Origin of the sequence: Seleniivibrio woodruffii (assembly GCF_029267515.1) — a bacterium.
In the GTDB taxonomy this organism is placed as follows: Bacteria; Chrysiogenota; Deferribacteres; order Deferribacterales; family Geovibrionaceae; genus Seleniivibrio; species Seleniivibrio woodruffii_A.
Genome location: NZ_JAJUIS010000007.1, coordinates 87,809 through 106,710, shown reverse-complemented (window position 1 = coordinate 106,710; position 18,902 = coordinate 87,809). Strand labels below are relative to the sequence as shown.

General features: G+C 45.0%; 13 protein-coding genes, 1 tRNA gene and 1 pseudogene. 4 read left to right on the top strand and 11 right to left on the bottom strand.

Annotation, left to right across the window (positions count from 1 at the left end; genetic code table 11):
* Positions 1–112: 112 nt before the first annotated feature.
* On the top strand, positions 113–1,321 hold the full coding sequence (locus Q7P67_RS09020; RefSeq protein WP_303851634.1) for an HD-GYP domain-containing protein: 1,209 nt from the start codon (positions 113–115) through the stop codon (positions 1,319–1,321).
* Positions 1,322–1,498: 177 nt separating this feature from the next.
* On the opposite strand, the pseudogene Q7P67_RS09015 reads toward Q7P67_RS09020, so the two are convergent.
* The 3 genes and pseudogenes from Q7P67_RS09015 to Q7P67_RS09005 form a co-directional block, all read right to left on the bottom strand.
* Positions 1,499–1,951 (bottom strand): annotated as a pseudogene (locus Q7P67_RS09015) (DUF1003 domain-containing protein); the annotation flags it as partial.
* A gap of 170 nt (positions 1,952–2,121) precedes the next feature.
* On the bottom strand, positions 2,122–2,763 hold the full coding sequence (locus Q7P67_RS09010) for a response regulator transcription factor (protein WP_303851632.1): 642 nt from the start codon (positions 2,761–2,763) through the stop codon (positions 2,122–2,124).
* Positions 2,764–2,822: 59 nt separating this feature from the next.
* Positions 2,823–4,391 (bottom strand): HAMP domain-containing protein, encoded by a 1,569-nt coding sequence (locus tag Q7P67_RS09005; protein WP_303851631.1) that lies wholly within the window; start codon positions 4,389–4,391, stop codon positions 2,823–2,825.
* Between the two features lie 173 nt (positions 4,392–4,564).
* Between Q7P67_RS09005 and Q7P67_RS09000 the strand changes: the two genes are divergently transcribed.
* From Q7P67_RS09000 to Q7P67_RS08990, 3 genes are all read left to right on the top strand, one after another.
* Positions 4,565–4,870: a hypothetical protein gene (locus tag Q7P67_RS09000; RefSeq protein ID WP_303851630.1), complete on the top strand. Its 306-nt coding sequence runs from the start codon at positions 4,565–4,567 to the stop codon at positions 4,868–4,870.
* 340 nt (positions 4,871–5,210) lie between these two features.
* Positions 5,211–5,453: a hypothetical protein gene (locus Q7P67_RS08995; protein ID WP_303851629.1), complete on the top strand. Its 243-nt coding sequence runs from the start codon at positions 5,211–5,213 to the stop codon at positions 5,451–5,453.
* 32 nt (positions 5,454–5,485) lie between these two features.
* Positions 5,486–7,534, top strand: coding sequence for an SIR2 family protein (locus Q7P67_RS08990; protein ID WP_369696016.1), 2,049 nt, complete (start codon positions 5,486–5,488; stop codon positions 7,532–7,534).
* Positions 7,535–7,562: 28 nt separating this feature from the next.
* Here Q7P67_RS08990 and Q7P67_RS08985 read toward each other — a convergent pair whose 3' ends face one another.
* The 8 genes from Q7P67_RS08985 to Q7P67_RS08950 all read right to left on the bottom strand — a co-directional run bounded on the left by Q7P67_RS08985 (position 7,563) and on the right by Q7P67_RS08950 (position 18,812).
* Positions 7,563–8,642 (bottom strand): Fic family protein, encoded by a 1,080-nt coding sequence (locus Q7P67_RS08985; RefSeq protein ID WP_303851628.1) that lies wholly within the window; start codon positions 8,640–8,642, stop codon positions 7,563–7,565.
* A 215-nt stretch (positions 8,643–8,857) separates the two neighbouring features.
* Positions 8,858–8,931: transfer RNA gene (locus tag Q7P67_RS08980), tRNA-Pro, on the bottom strand.
* A 309-nt stretch (positions 8,932–9,240) separates the two neighbouring features.
* Positions 9,241–11,157, bottom strand: coding sequence for a cytochrome C (locus tag Q7P67_RS08975; protein ID WP_303851627.1), 1,917 nt, complete (start codon positions 11,155–11,157; stop codon positions 9,241–9,243).
* Between the two features lie 172 nt (positions 11,158–11,329).
* A complete protein-coding gene (locus Q7P67_RS08970; RefSeq protein WP_303851626.1) occupies positions 11,330–14,788 on the bottom strand; it encodes a putative Ig domain-containing protein in 3,459 nt (1,152 codons plus the stop codon).
* Positions 14,789–14,963: 175 nt separating this feature from the next.
* Complete coding sequence (locus tag Q7P67_RS08965; protein ID WP_303851625.1) at positions 14,964–16,253, bottom strand: sigma-54 dependent transcriptional regulator; 1,290 nt, start codon at positions 16,251–16,253, stop codon at positions 14,964–14,966.
* Positions 16,234–18,063, bottom strand: coding sequence for a sensor histidine kinase (locus Q7P67_RS08960; RefSeq protein WP_303851624.1), 1,830 nt, complete (start codon positions 18,061–18,063; stop codon positions 16,234–16,236). The genes Q7P67_RS08965 and Q7P67_RS08960 overlap by 20 nt, the downstream gene beginning before the upstream one ends.
* Positions 18,064–18,102: 39 nt before the next feature.
* Positions 18,103–18,462: a DUF805 domain-containing protein gene (locus Q7P67_RS08955; protein WP_303851623.1), complete on the bottom strand. Its 360-nt coding sequence runs from the start codon at positions 18,460–18,462 to the stop codon at positions 18,103–18,105.
* Between the two features lie 8 nt (positions 18,463–18,470).
* Positions 18,471–18,812: a hypothetical protein gene (locus Q7P67_RS08950; protein WP_303851622.1), complete on the bottom strand. Its 342-nt coding sequence runs from the start codon at positions 18,810–18,812 to the stop codon at positions 18,471–18,473.
* Positions 18,813–18,902 lie beyond the last annotated feature (90 nt).

Sequence of the window (18,902 nt, the reverse complement as noted above, 5' to 3'; positions counted from 1 at the left end):
CAAAAGTGAGGAATGACAAACAATTCTGTCAGATATATATTGACCGATGGCTCATATTTTACTATAAGTGAACAGTGAGGCATATATAGAAATATACAATGCGGGACGGTGCATGGAAAAGGTTTTCCTTGATGATTTAAAAATAGGTGACGAGGTTGTAAAATTTGACCGCGGCTGGCTCGGCACCGACTTTCTGACTCACAAGGTCAGGATAGACAATCCGTCTGTAATCGAACGCCTCAGACAGAACGGCATAGAATACGTTTTCATCAAACCCAGAAACGAGGAACTGCAAAAACTCGACGATCTTCTCGACGGCAAATCGGCAAGTATCATCAATGAGATAAAAGAACAATCAGCACAATGTCAGCTAAACCTGAAAGACCTGCATCAGGCATCGGATGTATACACGGAATCAGTCCGCATCGTCGGCTCGGTTCTGGATGACATAAAATGCGGCGGTATGATCAACTCCACAGCTATCAAACACGTTTCTGACAGCATTGCGGAAATGACCATGAAAAAACGGGGGGTGCTCACCAGCATCACCAAGCTGAAACAGCACGACAATTATACATTTCACCACTCTATGAACGTAAGCATTTTCGCCGCGAGTCTTGCAACTCACCTGGGACTCAGCAAAAGAGAGGTACAGATTGCAGCTAACTCCGGTCTGATGCACGACATAGGCAAAATGCTGGTTCCCGATGCCATACTGAACAAACCCGGCAAGCTCACGCCGGATGAATATAAAGTGATGAAGACCCATGTTCTTCTCGGATACGAATACGCAAAAAAATGCGGGGTCCCCGAAGAAGAACTTAAAATGATAATTGAGCACCACGAACGCCACGACGGTTCCGGTTATCCCTATGGTCTTAAAGACGAACAGATAAGCATTTTCGGCAAGATAGGCGCCGTTGTGGATATTTACGACGCGATAACCAGCGACAGAGTATATAACAAAGGAATAGCTGCGACATCCGCCCTGAAACTTATGTTCCAGTGGGCTGACAAACACATAAACAAATCCATTTTCGAGTTTTTCATAAAAAACGTGGGAATTTACCCCGTAGGTTCACTGGTGATAATGGCTACAAAAGAGCTGGGAATGGTGGGCAAGATGAATGCTGCGAACCCCATGACCCCTGTGGTAGTCATATTTATGAACAAAAACGGAGGCAGGATGCCCATTAAAGTGGTCGATATGGCGAAAAGTGCACTCGATGCACAGAAGATAATCGGTCTCATCAACCCTGAAAACGTATCAGTACCGCCGGAAGTCTATAAATACGTCGAAAACATGAATACGGTCGGATAAACCTCAGTCTGTGTAGTCGTCCTGCATAAGAAGCCTGTTCCGCACCTCGCGGGTGAGCACTTCCATACTCTGCGTAAGTTCCTGAACAACCATCGTAAGCCTCGTGTTTTGCTCCAGCAGTTCCAGTATCTTTTCCGACTGAGTTTCCGCAAGTATCTGCCGCTCCTCTGCACTCCGGCTTAAATCCTGTACTATCATGGTCAGTTTAGTGTTCTGCTCAAGCAGTTCCAGTATCTTTTCCGCGTGCTCCTCTGCAATTATCTGTCTTCTCTCCGCCGCAGCCGCAAGGTCTTCCCTGTGCTGTGCATCCGCTTCCGTGTGCGCCTTGTCCCTGTCCGCCTGACGCGTCTGGGCAAGAAGTATCAGCGGTGCTGCGTATGCAGCCTGTAAACTGAACGCCAGGTTCAGCAATATGAACGGGTATATGTCAAATTTCGTCACACCGCTCACATTCAGCGCTATCCAAACGGCAACTATTATGGTCTGGGCTATCAGAAAGGTCGGTGTTCCGAAAAATCTTGCAAAATACTCCGCCTTCTGCCCGAACCAGTCATCGCCGAACGTGCTGTTGAGATGGAAATAAGGAATGTGAAACCTGAGATGTCTGCCATCTATGCCTTTTGAATTCATACGTCCTCCTTTTCACCATATTTTAGCATGGAAGTGTCAAATAAAAAAACGCAGAAACCTCACGGCATCCGCGTTTTCTCTATGTTGGAAGAAAGGGCAGACTTTGAAAAGGTACGGGCGGCAGAGTAACCGGCTCCGCCGCATCCGTTTCAGCAACACCGGCAGGACAGTCAGTTCTGTTCGTTTAAAAGCCCGTAAAACGAGCCAGCCAGAATGGCGTCCCTGCGGTTATTTACATTCAGCTTTTTATATATACTCTTGATATGCGACTGTATCGTGGACAGAGCGACATTTTTCTTCATGGATATCTGCTCGTAGGATTCGCCTGTCTTCAGCATATTGAGCACTTCCGTCTCTGTCTTTGTGAGCGGATTCTTACTGCCTCCGCTCTCTCTGAAATAGTGGCAAAGTCTCCGCGCCATTCTGGGGCTGAGAAGCCCCCCACCGGAAGCAACCGATCTGATTCCATCTATAAGATCATTATCTGCACAGCCTTTGATAATATACCCGACAGCGCCGGCGGAGAGCGCCTCAAGAAGATCACGTCCGTTTTCCGAAATCGTATGGACGATGAAATCCGTATCAGGTTGTTTCTGTGAAACCTGAGAAATGAACTCAACTCCACTCATTCCCGGCAAACCGAGATCAACAAGATAAACGTCGGCATCGTCCTGATTTATGGCAGCGAAAGCGTCTTCGGCAGAAAAATGTATGGAACGAAGCTCTATGTCCGGCACCTTCGAAAGGACATACACAATATTTACCGCAACATCATCCTGATCTTCGATCAACACAACTTTGATTTTTGCCATAAACCCTTTTTAAATCAAATCTGCATTTTTGGAAATGTGATTTATCATGTGATATTTTATCAGACAGGTATTTTTAATGACACTTTAACGTGGAAGCCGGACTCTGTTTTTTCGCTGTTAAAATCACCTTCGTAGCGCAGCACCCTGTGTCGGATGTTTTTCAACCCTTTGCCGCCGGACGTTCCCAGAGGTTTTTCAAGCTCGTGCCCGTTGTCTTCCACAGTCAGCCAGATTGTGTCGCCGATGATGCGCAGGTGTATAACACACCTGTTTGCATCGCTGTGTTTGATAACGTTCGCGAATACCTCCCTTGCGATGCGCTGAACATCCAGATACATCTGAAACGGCATCTCCGCAGAGTTGTCACCTTCGGTTTCAAGCACCCAATCTATCTTTCTCGGTTGCAGGATATCCACAGCGAGAAGAGTTATGCCCTCTGTCAGCAGTTCAAAGGTGGACGATTCATACTCCATGGCGTCCATAAGAAACCGTATCTCGCCCATACCCTGTTCGGCAAGACTGTGTATGTTGTCTATATCCGTTTCGCTGTCCTTGCGGGTGGCTATCTGGATGCTGGTTAACACTGCGCCCACACCGTCGTGCATGTCAGCAGTGAGGGACATAAGACGATCGTTGCTCTTTTGCAGGTCGGTTGTGGTCTTCTGCACAGCCTCCGCCATGTTGTTGAAGGCGCTGCCCAGTTTGCCGAACTCGTCCTCTCTGGAGATATCCGTCCGCACGTCGTAGTTGTTGTCCTTTATCTGCTCTGCGGCATCTGTGAGCTTTTTAAGAGAACCGCTCATGCGTTTTGAAAAATAAAGCGACAACAGAAGGCTGGCGATGAAACTTATGAAGATGAGGATATAGCTGAGAGTTCTCAGGTTTCTGAGTTTATTCAGTTCCTGCCCGACAGGATAGTCCATTTCCAGACAAGCGACAAATTTACCATTTTTATCAAAGATTGTCGCCGTGGAATACAGTGCCGTATAGAATGCATCCGTGTACAGCTCATTGTGCACATATACATCAGGAATAAGCAAAATCTCATCAGGAAGCGCTGTGTACCATGTTGTCCCGATGGGATTGCCCATCCAAACACCTTCCACTTTATCATACCCGCTGGCAACCAGCGTCTGCACAAACCTCTGTTTTGAATATTTATCTGACATCGTAACGAGATAGGGCATAACTCCGCCCTTATCAAAATATTCTCTCGTTTTTTTCACTGAGTAAGGCTTGAGCTTCTCAGCATAAGGAGCATCGAGGGTCAGCAGCATCAATCTGGATATTTTTTTTGTGAGAAACTGAAAATCGTCACTCGACTGTAGTTTTTTTATAACATCAGCCGGCAAATTACTCACTACACCACCGCCCTGGATGTATTTTATCTCATCTTCGGTATATGAAATATAAGGCTCCAATGCGGCTTTCAGCCTTTGCAGACGTTCCATATCGCTTTCATCCAAAGACATGCGAACAAGCTCAGAAACATCCCTGAGGTTTTTTGAGATACTCTCCATCATGATTCTATAAGTGTATTGGTAATATATGAAAACTGATGCCGCCGTAAGCAGCACTGAGAGGGTGGTTATAACAAAAACGAGCTTGAACCTGTAAGAAAGTTTCATCCGCCTCTTCTTGATTAAATAAAATACCTACGCTCAATATTTAACCACCAAAGCCTTTGGTTGTCAACCGAGGCAGGGAGCGCGGTAACGATTAGCTTGTAAATGAACAGCCCTTTTTGTTAAGAAATAAAGTCTTTTTCCGATATGAATATGAACTTCCGATGGAGAATGATATGAGCGTATCAGGTGTTAATCCGTCGTCCTATTCCGGCATACCACACGCAGGCGGAAACGGGAACAACGGTTCAGGCGAAAAATCTGCAACAACGTATAGCATTGCCTATGACAGGGTGAGCAAAGACGTATACGACAAATATGACAAAGACGGCGACGGCAGGATAAACGCGAAAGAAGAGAATGATTATAAAGCCGAAAAAAGCGGCGGAAAATCCGAAGATGAAAAAGTATCTGAATCCGCAGACGCTGAAAGCAATGCCCTCATGAGCAACCTTGGCAATAATATTGATATTTTCGTGTGATACCGTCAGCGGCAGGATACTGATAAATGAAGCTGTTCCATGTTTCGAAAAATGCAGCAGAATCTTCTGATAATGAGAAATCATCATATTATAACCGGAACACAAGAATGCATCTAATTGCAAAAAGATAAACTCAAATCGGAACGAGAAGATTTGAACTTAATTCCGACGGGGCAAAACGCCTAAAAACCCTTATTTATCAATACCCCCCTTCCGCCAAAAACCGACCGAAAGGGGCAGAAGTGTGCCAAATCTGTGCCAAAAAATAAGCAATTTTATTGACAATTTAAAAACCATACTGCTAACATATTAGCAATGTTAACACGAAAAGAGGTTGTATATGCTTAAAATACAAAACGAAGAAATGTTCAAAAAAAGTTTAAGTGAAGGCATTAATCTTGTCACAGGAGCAGGCTTTTCTGTTTTAGCATCAAATAAATTCAATGAATCACTTCCTTTAGTACCACAACTGGTTGATAAGATATGTAAAGAATATGACATGCAAATTCATAAAAATAAAAATTTAAGCTGGCTTTCAAAGCAAATCAAAAGAACTAAGAGCACAGAGTATAATTTTTTTTAAAAGAAGTATATAAAGTTGTCACCTTTGATCCAATCTACTTAAATTTAGAAAATATCAATATACGCAGTATTCTAACCACAAATATTGATAATCTTTTTGAAAAAATCTTTGAAAAATTTAATAACCAATTTCTTAATGACACATTTCTGGATGGTAAACTTGAATCTAAAGATATTGATTTATTTAAACTTCATGGTTCTGTGACATACTCGTATGAAGTTCCCATGTTATTCTCAATAGATGAATTAACTGGGGCGTTTTTAAGAGACAATAGTTTTTGGACAGCAGCACAAATCAAACATTTCTCATTTCCCTCATTGTTTTGGGGTATAAACATAGATGACCCTAATATTGTTGATTTAATTAATAAAGATAATTTTGGAAAAAGACCCTGTGGACACAATTGGATTTTAATACTGCCTGATACAAAATATGATCTCGATGCTGAGACATATGCAGATGATGGTTATTTTATTATTAGGGGAAATACAAGATCGCTCTTAGACTATTTTCAATATAATATGAACACAAAAAACAAAGAAACATTTCTTGATAGTGGTATTAAGTCTGACGAAGCTAAGTATTTTTATGCTTATTCTCTAGAATCAATTCTTAAACAAAAACATCCTGCCAGACCTGTTAAATTATTTTACGAAGGTGATAACCCCCGCTGGAGTGACATCATAGAGAACCAGTTATTCAAACTTACTTTTTTCAATACTGCTTTAAATGATATATTAAAATACAAACATGTTCATATTACGGGTCTTTCAGGAAGCGGCAAAACTACGTTGTTAATGCAACTAGCTGCATCTAAAGAAATACTTGGCACAAAATATTTTTTTGATACCCTAACTGTAAATCAAGCAAAAAAATTTATTTCTGAAATAGACAAGAAAAATATCGTGTATATTTTCATAGATAATCTTTCAAGTAATTTAGATGCTTTTGATATTCTCAAAACTATTAATAATTATCGAATAATAAGTGCCGAAAGGGATACAATAACTTATACGATTAATGGTATCAACAATCTTGCCTCAGACACCTCTATTATAGACATTAGTAATATTACTCAATCAGAAGTTAATAACATATGCAATTTCATGCACAAATCAGAATATAAATATAAAAACGAACAAGTCTCACTATTTGAAATAGTCTTTAAGCTTTGGTTTAATTATTCAGCAAAAGAACGTATACAGCAAATTATTGAGAAATTACCGGATGACCTTTTAGAATTTTATACAATAATTACATATGCAAGATACGCTGGTATTTCATGCTCTTTTGAAATGCTACTAGCATATTATTATAACGAATGTGATTACAAACAAATATATAAATATGCTAAAAATCTAAGATCACTCGTTGATGATGAGAACTATTATGATGATGATGATAGTCAGGATTATTTTTCACTAAGAAGTAAAATATTTTCAGAAATGTCTATTACAATAATTGATCCTAACGTTCTTAGTAAAGTTATTAGAAGATTCCATAACAATATTAATCAAAGACTTATCCCTAATTTCAAAATGTTCAAGAGAAAAGCATGGGATGCTGATATCATGTGTATAGCTTTTCAAGATTGGCGAGAAGGTAAAAATTTCTACGATGAACAAATTCTTAAAAACAATGATTTTTTTATTAAACATCAATATGCAATTTACTTGTATCGTAAAAACATGGTCGATGATGCATGGCGTTTAATAGAAGAAGCATACAACGATTCTAATGGAAGAGTCTTTTCAATTAGAAACACCCATGCAACCTACCTCTTTGATAGAAATATAGATAAAAAAGAAGACTCCCATGATACCGTTATTAACTCTTTGCTAAGTTCATTTGATGAACTAGAAAAATGTTTAAATAATGATAATAGTAAAACATACCATGTTACTACTTATGCCAGACACGCTCTTAAATTTTATCATAGATATAAAAACGCAGATTCAAGATTCATAATTAATAAGGCGATAACTTACATAGATCGAGAATTAAAAAATAATGACTTTAAACCATTTAAATTGATTAGAGCTTTGCAAGATCAACGGACACAATTACTTCGAATGGAGTAAGAACTGTTATTTATGGCTAAAGTAATTGCTAGTTTATTAGGAAATTTAAAAACTTCTTATTCACAAACAAAACCTCTCTGCCAGTCTTGACAGATTCGAGGATGCCTGCGTCCTCAAGGTTTTTTAAGTATATCATTGCTGTCTGGCGTTTGGCGATGCCGGCATCAACAATATTTTTAACCCTGCAATATGGTTGGGTAAAAATCAGGTCGTTCATCTCTTTTGCGGGAACATTCGGTACAAGACGCTTAATATCCTCATAAGTCTGTTTCATCAGAGCAGAAATGCTCTCTATCCGCTGGACAGTCTCAAGCGATGCCTCACGGATACCTTGCAGGATATAAATAATCCAGTCCTGCCAGTTTTCATCCGCCGTAACGCCACGGATAAGCCTGTAATAGTCAGCCTTGTTTCTGATAATATATCCGCTGAGATAAAGCACAGGATAAGCAAGAAGCCCCTCCTGAATCAGATACAGCATATTCAGAATCCTGCCCGTCCTTCCGTTGCCGTCCAGAAACGGATGTATCGCCTCAAACTGGTAATGCAGAACCGCCATTTTCACAAGCGGGTCAAAATCAGTATTCTCATTCAGAAATCTTTCCCAGTTGGAAAGCAAATCCCTGATAACCTTTTCGCCTTCTGGCGGGGTATATAAAACCTCGTCCGTAGCCACATTCTTAATCTGTGTTCCCGAAACCTTGCGGACATTCATTTCAGTATTCTTGATTATTGAGCATATTTCGCAAATCATATTGGTCGTGATAGGTTTTGCGGTCAACATTTCACATCCCGCTTTCAATGCCTGCCGATACCGCAATGTCTCTTTAGTAGCCGAATCCACATCGGCATTATCCGTGAACGATGCTCTGAAAAGCTCATCCGAAGTCGTAACGATATTCTCAATCTCAGAGCTTGCTTTGGCTTCCTGTAAAGGTATGGTGTTTATCAGAACTGTCGGATCTGGTAACATCTTCGTTGCGAAATTCAGCTCAGCCAGAGCCTTGTTCGCCTCGATAGCCAGCTTCAGCACAGCCTTAGTCTCTATCTCAGTTTTCGGCGGCAACAGATGAATATCATTGTACGGTTTTTCAGGATGATTCGACATATTACACCAATATGTTTATTTTCATATCGATTTTCGACATATTCAAAAGATATGTTGATTCGATAAACAAGTCAAGCCAACATGTCGATTTCAGATATAATTTTAGACATATCGGATTAAAATGAGAAGATTGATGGCGAAACAAGTTCGCCAAATCTTCCATCCAACACAAAAAAAGAGGGTATCGGCATAAAGCCGACACCCTCTTTTTCAAATCGGGATGAGAAGATTTGAACTTCCGACCCCTGGAACCCGAAACCAGTGCGCTACCAAGCTGCGCTACATCCCGTAAAGTTTTGCAGAAAATCCAGTCCTAGGATTTTCTGCCAACGCTTCGCTTCGGCAAAAGCCTCAGCTATGCTTACGCAAGCAGGGTTCATCATGAACCCTTACTCACACCCCCACCGCAGTTCGGATTTATCTGCGGAAGAGTAAAAAAGAATACTCCATCCTGCTTATTTTGCAAGCGTTTTTTGCTAATTTCAGCAGTAATGTAAATCCACCCCAACCCTCCTTTAACAAAGGAGGTAGCAATTTCAGTACGAAAAAAGGGTCTTTCTAAGTGAAAGACCCTTAAAGGCATGAGGCTAATTATGCCTTATTTCATATTTTTCAGCATCTCTGCCGCATATGCCACGTTGTGGGGAAGAACGGCTTTGATTTTTTTAAGCTGCTCAAGTTTCGCAGGGTCTTTCTCGCTGGAAATCCTGTTGTGCAGCTCAGCATAAAGTTTCTGATAGTCGCCGAAGCCTTTAGCGTATTTTTTGTCGTCAAATTTGAGTTCGAAGTCGATACCCTTAACGTTCCATGCTTCGGGGTTTTTAAGGAAAGGAGCGAAGTCCTCAACGTCAACGCCGTCTGCGGGAACTATTTCTGAGTTTGTCATATTCTCAAATTTGATGCCTTTTTTGCCTGCAACCATAGTGTATGAACCGCTGAACGGCTTCTTAACAGCGTTTGGCAGGTCGAAAGTATACCATGAGGTTGCTTTCTGCTCGTGTGAAGAGTGACAGCTTGCGCAGTCTCTCGCTTCGCCGATGGAGTGGGACATTTTGTCCATCTGAACCCAAGCGAGCATTTTATCGTTAACTTTGTAACCGCCGTACAGACCGGTGATGATGTACATATCGTTCACCTCGTCCGCTTTACGCTCAACATCGAAAGTTTCGGGCTGTCCGATGGACGTGTTGCCCTTAACGGTTGTTTTAGGGATATCGCGGAGCAGCAGTTTGTTCGTAACTTTCGGTTTTTTCGCGATGTTCATTGTACCCATAGGATAGGGTTTCAGAGGTATCCAGAGTCCAGTTACAGGCTGTTTAACGATAGTGGGCAGGTCTCTTGTTCCGTAGTATTCTTTATATTTTGTATAAAGGTTAGGCATACCTTCGGATTTGCCGGGACCCCAGAATGTGTACTGATACGCGCCCACAGCCTTAACGTGACATGATGAACAGTCTACGTTGCCGTGTTCGCTTTTCTGAGCGGCATCATATATCTCAGTGTGGCATTTCTGGCATGATTTCCTTGCGGATGCGGAGCCTATGTGACCGTATGAGTGGTTTTTTGACTCGTGGCAGTCTGTACACTGGATGCCTTTTGCAAAGTGGATGTCGTCATGCAGTTCGTTCACAGGGAACGCAAATTCCTGACGCATATATCCTGCGCCGCGTCTTCTGTCCATGGGACCGGCGTGGCATATTGTGCCTCGTCCGCCGCCATAGCAGGTGAGCGTTTCAGGCTTTTTGGTGAATGTGTGGCGGGCTTTTGAAGCCTTGTGACCTTCATAGTGGCAGTCTGCACAGCTGGCGTGGCATTTGTTGCAGCCTCTGTCAAGACCTGCGGACATGGCTTTTGTAAAGCCCTCCCCCCTCGCACATTCGCCTTTCAGCTCTTCATAGTTGTCACCGAACCATGGACCGCAGTTCTGGGGTCCGGGTTTGTCGGATGACCAGTGGGTAAAGCCTCTCTGGGTTTTCTGGAGACCCATCCCGGCTTTGTTATAGTCTTTGACCTCGTTTTCGTGGCACTGCCCGCAGGTTTTCATAGCGATTTCGGGGCTGTATGCCATTGTTTTGGGGTCGTGGTCGTGATAGTTAAGCTGAACGAGCTGTTTAACGCCCATTTCTTCAGCTTTTTTGGGGTCTGGTTTAGCGTTCAGAAGTTTTGTTCTGTCGCTGCCTTTTGGCTGGATGGGGGCAAAGTTGGTAATCTCTCTGCCGACAGCCTGATATTTATATTTCGGACCCACAGCCGCATAGAAAGGTCTGGGCATACCTTTGTGTGCCTCGTCCTTGTCCATTGCCGCTGCGTTGCCAAGGTGGCAGGATTCGCAGGCTATTCCGCCCATGTTTACCTCTTTGTCCACTTCCGTGGGGTCAAGGTACATCTGGGGGAAGCCGAGTTTGGTTATCATCTCTTTGTTTCCGTGGCACTTGACGCAGGAAGAATCGGCATCAAAGGCGAACGCGGGAACGGCAAAGAGAGCCGCTAAAATAAAGATTAATGCAAAACGCATTGTACACCTCCATAGTTGAATGTTTGACTGCAACATATGTGCCGAAAAATAACGTCTGAAACGCTTTGTTTTCGTTCCGGTTTTTGCAAATTGCAAAAAATTTAATAAGCTGATGTGTAAAATGCAAAAATGGCGGCACGGAACTGATCCGCACCGCCTGAATTTAGATAGCTTACTCTGAAAAACCGCCCCGAACACATCTGATGTTCAGATTGTCTGTCTTTGCGGTTGTTGCGGATGTTCCGTCGCTGGCATTGAGATACCAGGCTTTGCTTGAGTCACCAGCATCCGTCGTGGAAGTCCAGTAAGGAGCGGAGGCGACATTCACAAACTCGCTGCTAAGTTCAAAGGAAACTTCAAGAATCGACATCATCTCTTTTATATTAGGAAGCCGCCAGTCCGTCAGACCGTTGAGTGTCTTGTTCTCGCAATAGGTAACTGCATCGCTCCACGCTGCGGTGCTGGTTGCTGCGGTGGTGTCGTCGTCCCACTGGAGCATAGAACCCTTTGCATCCACTATTTTTGTGTTATGGTCTCGTTTAAAGACCGGAAAACCATAAATGATCTGCGTATATCTGCAGCATTTTACAGGATTCACAGGGGCAGGAAGTATAAATGAATTAACATTTGTAATCCTACCGTTACCAGAAAAAAGGATTGCGTAAAAAGTATACTGACTCGTTGTCCAGTAGGTTGCCGCAACATCAAGATTCTGGAATATACTGACAAACGCCGGAGACCTGCCATAATCCATTATAGAATTGAAAGTCCACATGTCCGGCAAATACCAGTCGTCATAACCGCCCAGAACAAGGTTGCTGCAATAGGTGCTGGCATCTGAGAGCGAAAGAACGTTAACTGACGCATCATCCTGCCACATAACGCCGTTCAGTTTATCGGTAACGATATCTGTTGCGTCGTCCCTTGTAAAATCGGGCTCAAAACCCTGATCGTAATACTTATCGTCAAAGTCGATATACGAAGATACCGCACCTGTTTTGGTGTATCCCCAGCTAAGCACGTCCACAGTGAACGGTCCTATGGTAGCAACGCCGCCCGTTCTGCCGTCGGAGACCGTAACCATTATGTTCTCAAACGTTCCAACCGTAGAACCGAAAAATGAAAGCTGACCAGTTGTCTGGTTAATCACCATGCCTGACGGCTGATTCTGAAGGCTGAACGTGAGAGTATCCCCATCTGCATCGGAAGCGGTGAACACAGATGTAAACGGCAGATAGATGTTCCATCTATATCTGGGCATAGTGCCGCTTATTGTCGGCGCATGGTTATTTACTGTTATGTCGAAAGATTCCAGATAGGTGGTGGACTTACCGTCTGAAACGTAGATGACTATCCCGTGATAAACATCGTTTTCTGTCGGCGTGCCGGAAAGCTCTCCCGTTGATGTACTAAAAGATGCCCAGTCTGGCTTGTTCAACACACCGAATGTCAGTGTGTCGCCATCGTCATCGTCCGCTGTCGGCGTAAAACTGTAGGCTGTTTTGACGTAAAGCGAAGTTGTCGGCGTTCCGGTGATGGTGGGTGCATGGTTCGCACTCGCTATGGATATGCTGAATGAAGGCAGAGAAACAGTCTCTATTCCGTCTGAAACGCTTATCACTATGTCCGTGTATATGCCCGCTGTGGTCGTTCCAGAAAGCTCACCTGTTGCCTCGTCAAACGCAGCCCAGCCGGGGCGGTTTGTAATGCTGAAGCTGAGGGTCTGACCATCAAGGTCATAAGCCGCAGGCTTAAAGCTGTATGCACTGCCGAGGCCGGCTGTTGTCTGGGGTGTTCCCGTTATCACCGGCGCACGGTTGGAAACCGTAATCGTAAAAGATGACAGAGATGCTGATGTCTGACCGTCGGAAACGGAGATAACTATATTGCTGAACGTTCCCACTGTGGCTGTTCCTGAAAGCCTGCCTGTTGTCGCATTAAAAACAGCCCACGAGGGTTTGTTGCTTATTGAGTAACTCAGATCATCGCCGTCCGCATCCGATGCCGAGGGCGTGAAGTCGTATGTCTGGTTGACATACAGCCCTGTTGACGGTGTACCGGATATTTTAGGCACATTGTTCACAACAGATTCCACCGTTATGGTGAACGCAGTAAGGCTGACTGTATTGGTGCCGTCCGTAACACTTATGACTATATTAGAAAACACTCCGGCAGTTGTCGTACCCGTGAGTGCTCCCGTTGAAGTGTTGAAACTTGCCCACGAAGGCTTGTTGGAGACTGAAAAGGTAAGCGAATCCCCGTCCGCATCCGCCGCCGAAGGAACAAAACTGTAGCTTGTACCTGACATGGCAGTGGTGGATGGTGTGCCGTTTATCACAGGTGCTGTATTGGATGTAGTCTGCTCCGACACCGTTATCGTAAACGAAGCAAGGCTGGCTGTATCCGTTCCGTCAGTGACGCTTATGACAATACCTGAAAACACTCCGGCAGTTGTTGTTCCTGTGAGTGCTCCCGTTGAAGTGTTAAAACTTGCCCACGAAGGTTTGTTGGAAATTGAATATGTAAGAGTATCCCCGTCTGCATCCGCCGCCGAAGGAACAAAACTGTAGCTTGTACCTGACATGGCAGTGGTGGATGGTGTGCCGTTTATCACAGGTGCATTGTTGGATGTAGTCTGCTCCGACACCGTAATCGTAAACGAAGCAAGGCTGGCTGTATCCGTCCCGTCCGTAACGCTTATGACTATATCTGAAAACACTCCGGCAGTGGTTGTTCCTATGAGGGCTCCTGTTGACGTATCAAAACTTGCCCATGACGGCTTGTTCTCTATTGAATATGTAAGCGTATCCCCGTCCGCGTCCGCCGCCGAAGGGATAAAACTGTAGTTTGTGCCTGCCGTTACAGTGGTGGAAGGTGTGCCGTTTATCACAGGTGCCGTGTTGGTTTCACCGCCGCCGGGCGTTGACTGGCAGACATCGTTGCTTTTGGTTATCTCGCATACTGCGCCTATTCCGCCGATACCGCCGTCAGGGGCGTAACAGGTAATCTGATAGCTTGCCAGAAACGCATTTGAAAACGACATGCCGAAAACTTCCGCAAGTTTCTGCGTAATGGCGGCAGTGAGCGCATCTCCGCTCCATGAACTGCCTGTTTTCATATATAAACTGCTGTCAGCTGTCAGACCGCTGAAAAGGAGTATTTTTGAACCGTCTATGGAGGAAAGGGTATCCGATATTTCAGATGATATCGCGCAGACTGTTGACCAGCCTGTGCCTGTGCGTTCCGATGTGCCGAAAAAGGCACTGTTAAGGTTTGCTGCATCTGACGTAAATCCGGTCGGCAATCCGCCTTTCTGTTTCAGGGTTACACCTAAATTATAGGATGTCGCACTTTCTGAGCGGTATGATGTTTTTTTGCTTCGCGGAAACTGTGCCGACAGTTCGGATGGTGTACCTATCATTATAACGTCGGCATACTTCCCGCTGCTGTCTGTTATATAGACCACAGACTTGCCGCCGCTTTCGCTGTATGTCAGTTCTATGCCGCTGACGGACTGCCCGTCATCGTCCAGAACCGCTATCTCGTAAACTATGCCAAGCACAGTGCTGGTTACTGTAATTTTCCCTCTGCTGTCAGCCACGGCGGAAACATCTGCTCCGCTGTATGTCACCTCGGAGCTTAATTCATTATCTGATGATGAACCGTCTCCGCACCCACATAGAAGCAAAATCGCGATTAACACAAAAAATACTCTTCGCATAGAGCCCCCAATCGAGAAAAATAATTATGTTTAATTATCCCTCTAAAACCGGGAAAAATAACCTATACGGAAGTGTAGGAAAGTATCAGCCTATGCCGTAGTCTTTCAGCTTGCGGTAGACGGTCGATGTGTCAACGCCCAGAATCTCCGCCGCTTTCTGGCGGTTGCCTCCGGCGATGTCCAGAACCTTGAGGATGTGGCGCTTCATAACAGCATCAAGACTCAGCGTATCCGCCTCAATGGGGCAGCCGAGGTTCAGCGATTCGCAGCCAAGAAGCTCACCCTGTTCAAGTATCATGGCGCGTTCGATGATGTTGGAAAGCTCCCTGATATTTCCCGGATAATCGTAGCTTTGCAGGCACTGCACCGCCGACTCATCTATTGCTTTGATGTGTGTGTTGATGTGTTTGTATTTTTCCATGAAGTGATGCGCGAGGGGCATAATGTCCTCGCGGCGCTCACGCAGAGGCGGAAGCTCTATATTTATAACGTTCAGCCTATAGAAAAGATCCTGCCTGAACCCCCCTCTCTCGGAGAGAAGCGCAAGGTCTCTGTTCGTGGCGGCTATGATGCGCACGTCCGCCTGCTCCTGAACGGGACATCCAACAGGATAAAAGCTCTTAGTTTCCAGAAACCGCAGAAACTTAGGCTGCAAATCGAGGGGCATTTCCCCTATCTCGTCCAGAAAGAGCGAGCCGCCGTATGCGGACTGGATTATCCCTTTCCGGTCGCTGTCTGCACCAGTGAAAGCTCCCTTTTTATGTCCGAAAAGCTCACTTTCGAACAGATGGTGCTGTAAATTGCAGCAGTTTATGGCTGCAAACGGTCTTCTGCTCCGCTCGCTGTTTTCGTGGATGAACCGCGCCAGAACCTCTTTTCCGGTTCCGGTCTCTCCCGTTATCAAAACGTTGGTATCGGTTTTCGCAACCCTCGCCGCAGTGTTAAGCACAGCTTCCATCTTCGCTGATACGCCCACCATTCCGCTCTTGCGCACAGCTGTGTCCGCCAGCGCCTTGAGCGCCAGCTTTTCGTTAACGAGGTCAAGTTTGTAAATAAGCAGTTCGGTATCCACAGGTTTCGGGATATAGTCGAACGCGCCGGACTTTATGGCTTTCACCGATTCGTCGATACTGCTCTGCCCCGTCATCAGTATAAGAATCGTTTCGGGGCTGACTGATTTCAGCTTTTCCAGCACGTCAAACCCAGTCATTTCGGGCATCCGAATGTCGGATACAACAACGTCGGCACCGCTTTGGGCTATATATTCCACAGCCATTGACGGCGACACGAACGACATCACGGTATAGCTCTTTTCAATCACCCTTTTCAGCGTGCGGTTAAGAACCGCGTCGTCTTCAATGAGAACTACTTTCATCCCTTATCTCCAGCCTGATGTTAAACTCCGTTCCTCTGCCCTCTTCGCTCTCAACGGTTATCTGCCCGCCATGTTTCTTGACAATTTTGTGCACCAGCGACAGCCCCAGCCCCATTCCTCTGTTCGGTGCTTTGGTTGTGTGGAACGGGTCGAATATCCTGTCTATTTCACTCTCCGGTATGCCGCATCCATTGTCGGCAACTGACAGCAACGCCAGCCCGCCGGAACGTTTCAGCGTAACGCGTATCCTGCCGTTTTCGCCCAGAGCGTCCAGCCCGTTCTGCACAAGATTAAGCACCATCTGCTGCAAAAGAGTGGGGAAACCGGACACCACAACATCGTCGAGGTCGGTCTCTATAAGAGCGTCGGTGTTTATATATTTCAGTGTCTTTTCAATGACTTCTTTAAGATATACGGGGAGAGGCTCGGAATTTCCCTCTTTATCCGGTGCCAGTTTTTTCAGGTTATCTATTATATCCACACATCGGCGCGCCTCGTGCTCTATGGTGGCGAGGTCTTCGCTCTCCCCCGTCTCCTGCTGGAGCAGCTTAGTTAGGATTATGATGGAGTTGAGGGGAGTGTTAAGCTCGTGTGCTATCCCCCCCGCCATAACGCCGAGAGCCGAAAGGCGGTTCATCAGTTCCATCCGCATCTGTGTGTTTTTGAGATCTTCGATGTAAATTTTAAGGCTGTCCGCCATGGAGCGGATACTCTTTGCTATCTCATCTATTTCGCCGGTGTACTCCCCATCCAGCGGATAATCAAAATCGCCGCGGCTATACGCCTGCACTGCCTTTTTAATCTCCGCGAACGGTTTCATGAAATATTTGCTGAAAACAGCGGCGGTCAGTATACTGAGTATTATACAGAACAGCATAACCGCTATGAACTCATGACGCAGCGCTGTGAGCGACTGGAAAAAATAATCTTTATACATAACGGTGCATATTTTCCATGCCTGCCGTTTGTCCTCATACGGGTAATAGGTTGAAAAGAACATGAAGCCCTCTTTCATGGGGATCATATTTTGTTCCCCAGACAAGAGGGTTTTGAAATTATCCCTGCCGTAAACTGTGTCGAAGAAATATTCGGTGCCGAACTGGTTTGCGAATTCGTATTTATGGTCGGGGTGGAAAATGAAAACGCCGTTGCGCTCCTTCTCCCTGCCGTTTATCTCCACGATAAAGGAATAGCCGCGCTTCGCGTCGAGCTGGCTTGCAGTTTCCCCAAGTTTTTTGCCCCAGAAATTAACTATCAGGTAGCCTATAACCCTGTCGCCCTCAAAAATAGGAAGCATACTGCGTATCATTGAGGGGCAAAAGGACACTGCGTCCGGCAGGTGCCCCCGCTCGAAATCAGAGAAAACAGGCTCACGTTTCGGGTTCCGGCTCACAAGGTTAAAAAACTCCTTGTCGCCCACGTATATAGGTTTATAGTCCGGCTTTGCGGAAACGAGTTCACCCTCACGCCAGAACACGACAATATTGCCCTGCAAATCCACAAGACGCATCGCCTGAATGTCGCTCATCCGCTCCGTATAGACTGTAAACAGCTCTTCTATGGACTCCCTGTCGGTTCTGCCCTCGAAATATTCCTTCAGAGCGGAGTTCTCCGCCAGCGCCAGCATAAGGTAACGCATACGCACGAGGAAATCGTCGATACCGTTCTTTTTAAGGCGCAGAATGATATCCGCCTGAGCGTTCATATCTTCGGTTATAAGGCTTTTTGACTGGGAAAAATAGATGCCCGTTGTAATGAGCAGAACCAGAGCCACAAGGATACTGATGAATAAAGCAAGACGTTTTATCATAGAGGGATATTACATTCTAAACAAAAATACCGCAAGTGGTCAGTATTCGGAGGGTTCCGCCTGAGCATTCGGGTTTCTTCCGTACTGGTTGTCCGGTTTGCTGTCCTGACAGTAAAAAACCAGCAGAACTATGAAACCTATCACAGGAATGAGAAACAGCAGAAGCCACCAGCCGGAGCGCCCTGTGTCGTGCAGCCTGCGCACCGTGACTGCCAGAGCGGGTATGAACACGGCGATTGAATATACGAAATCAATTATGTCCGTGTCGATGAAAACACCTATCATGGTGATGAGCGCTATAATAACGACGTTGAACAGCGTAAACATCCAGTATTCAGTTCTTGTCGCCCTGCCGCTGAAATTCTGCCAGTCGCGCCATACCTTAAAATACCAATCCATAAACTCTCCTATGCCGGAAAATACAGTCCGATTGACTTTATAACGAATTTGCCGACAAAAAGACATGAACCGAACAGTACAACGTATATGCCGAGATAGGTTACAGTATTGTTTTTGCTGAAATCAAACAGCACCCTGTCCATCTTCGCAATGGATTCCCAAGCACTTATCTCCGGTCCGTCGCCTCTGTTTATTATGGAAAGAAAAGCCAGAACCATTATGTAGATGCCCATTACGATGTAATAAGCAAGCCTCATCCGCGGCTCGTTCATAAAAAGGATATCGCCTATCAGGATAAAACCCAGAACATGAACAAACTCAAAAACAGCAACAGTAGTAAATGAAATCATCAACCGTCCCCCTGCATCGACTGAAATTAAAAATATGTCGATTTGAAACAGGTTTACAGCAAAACACAGACCGGAAACCCGGTGCCACTC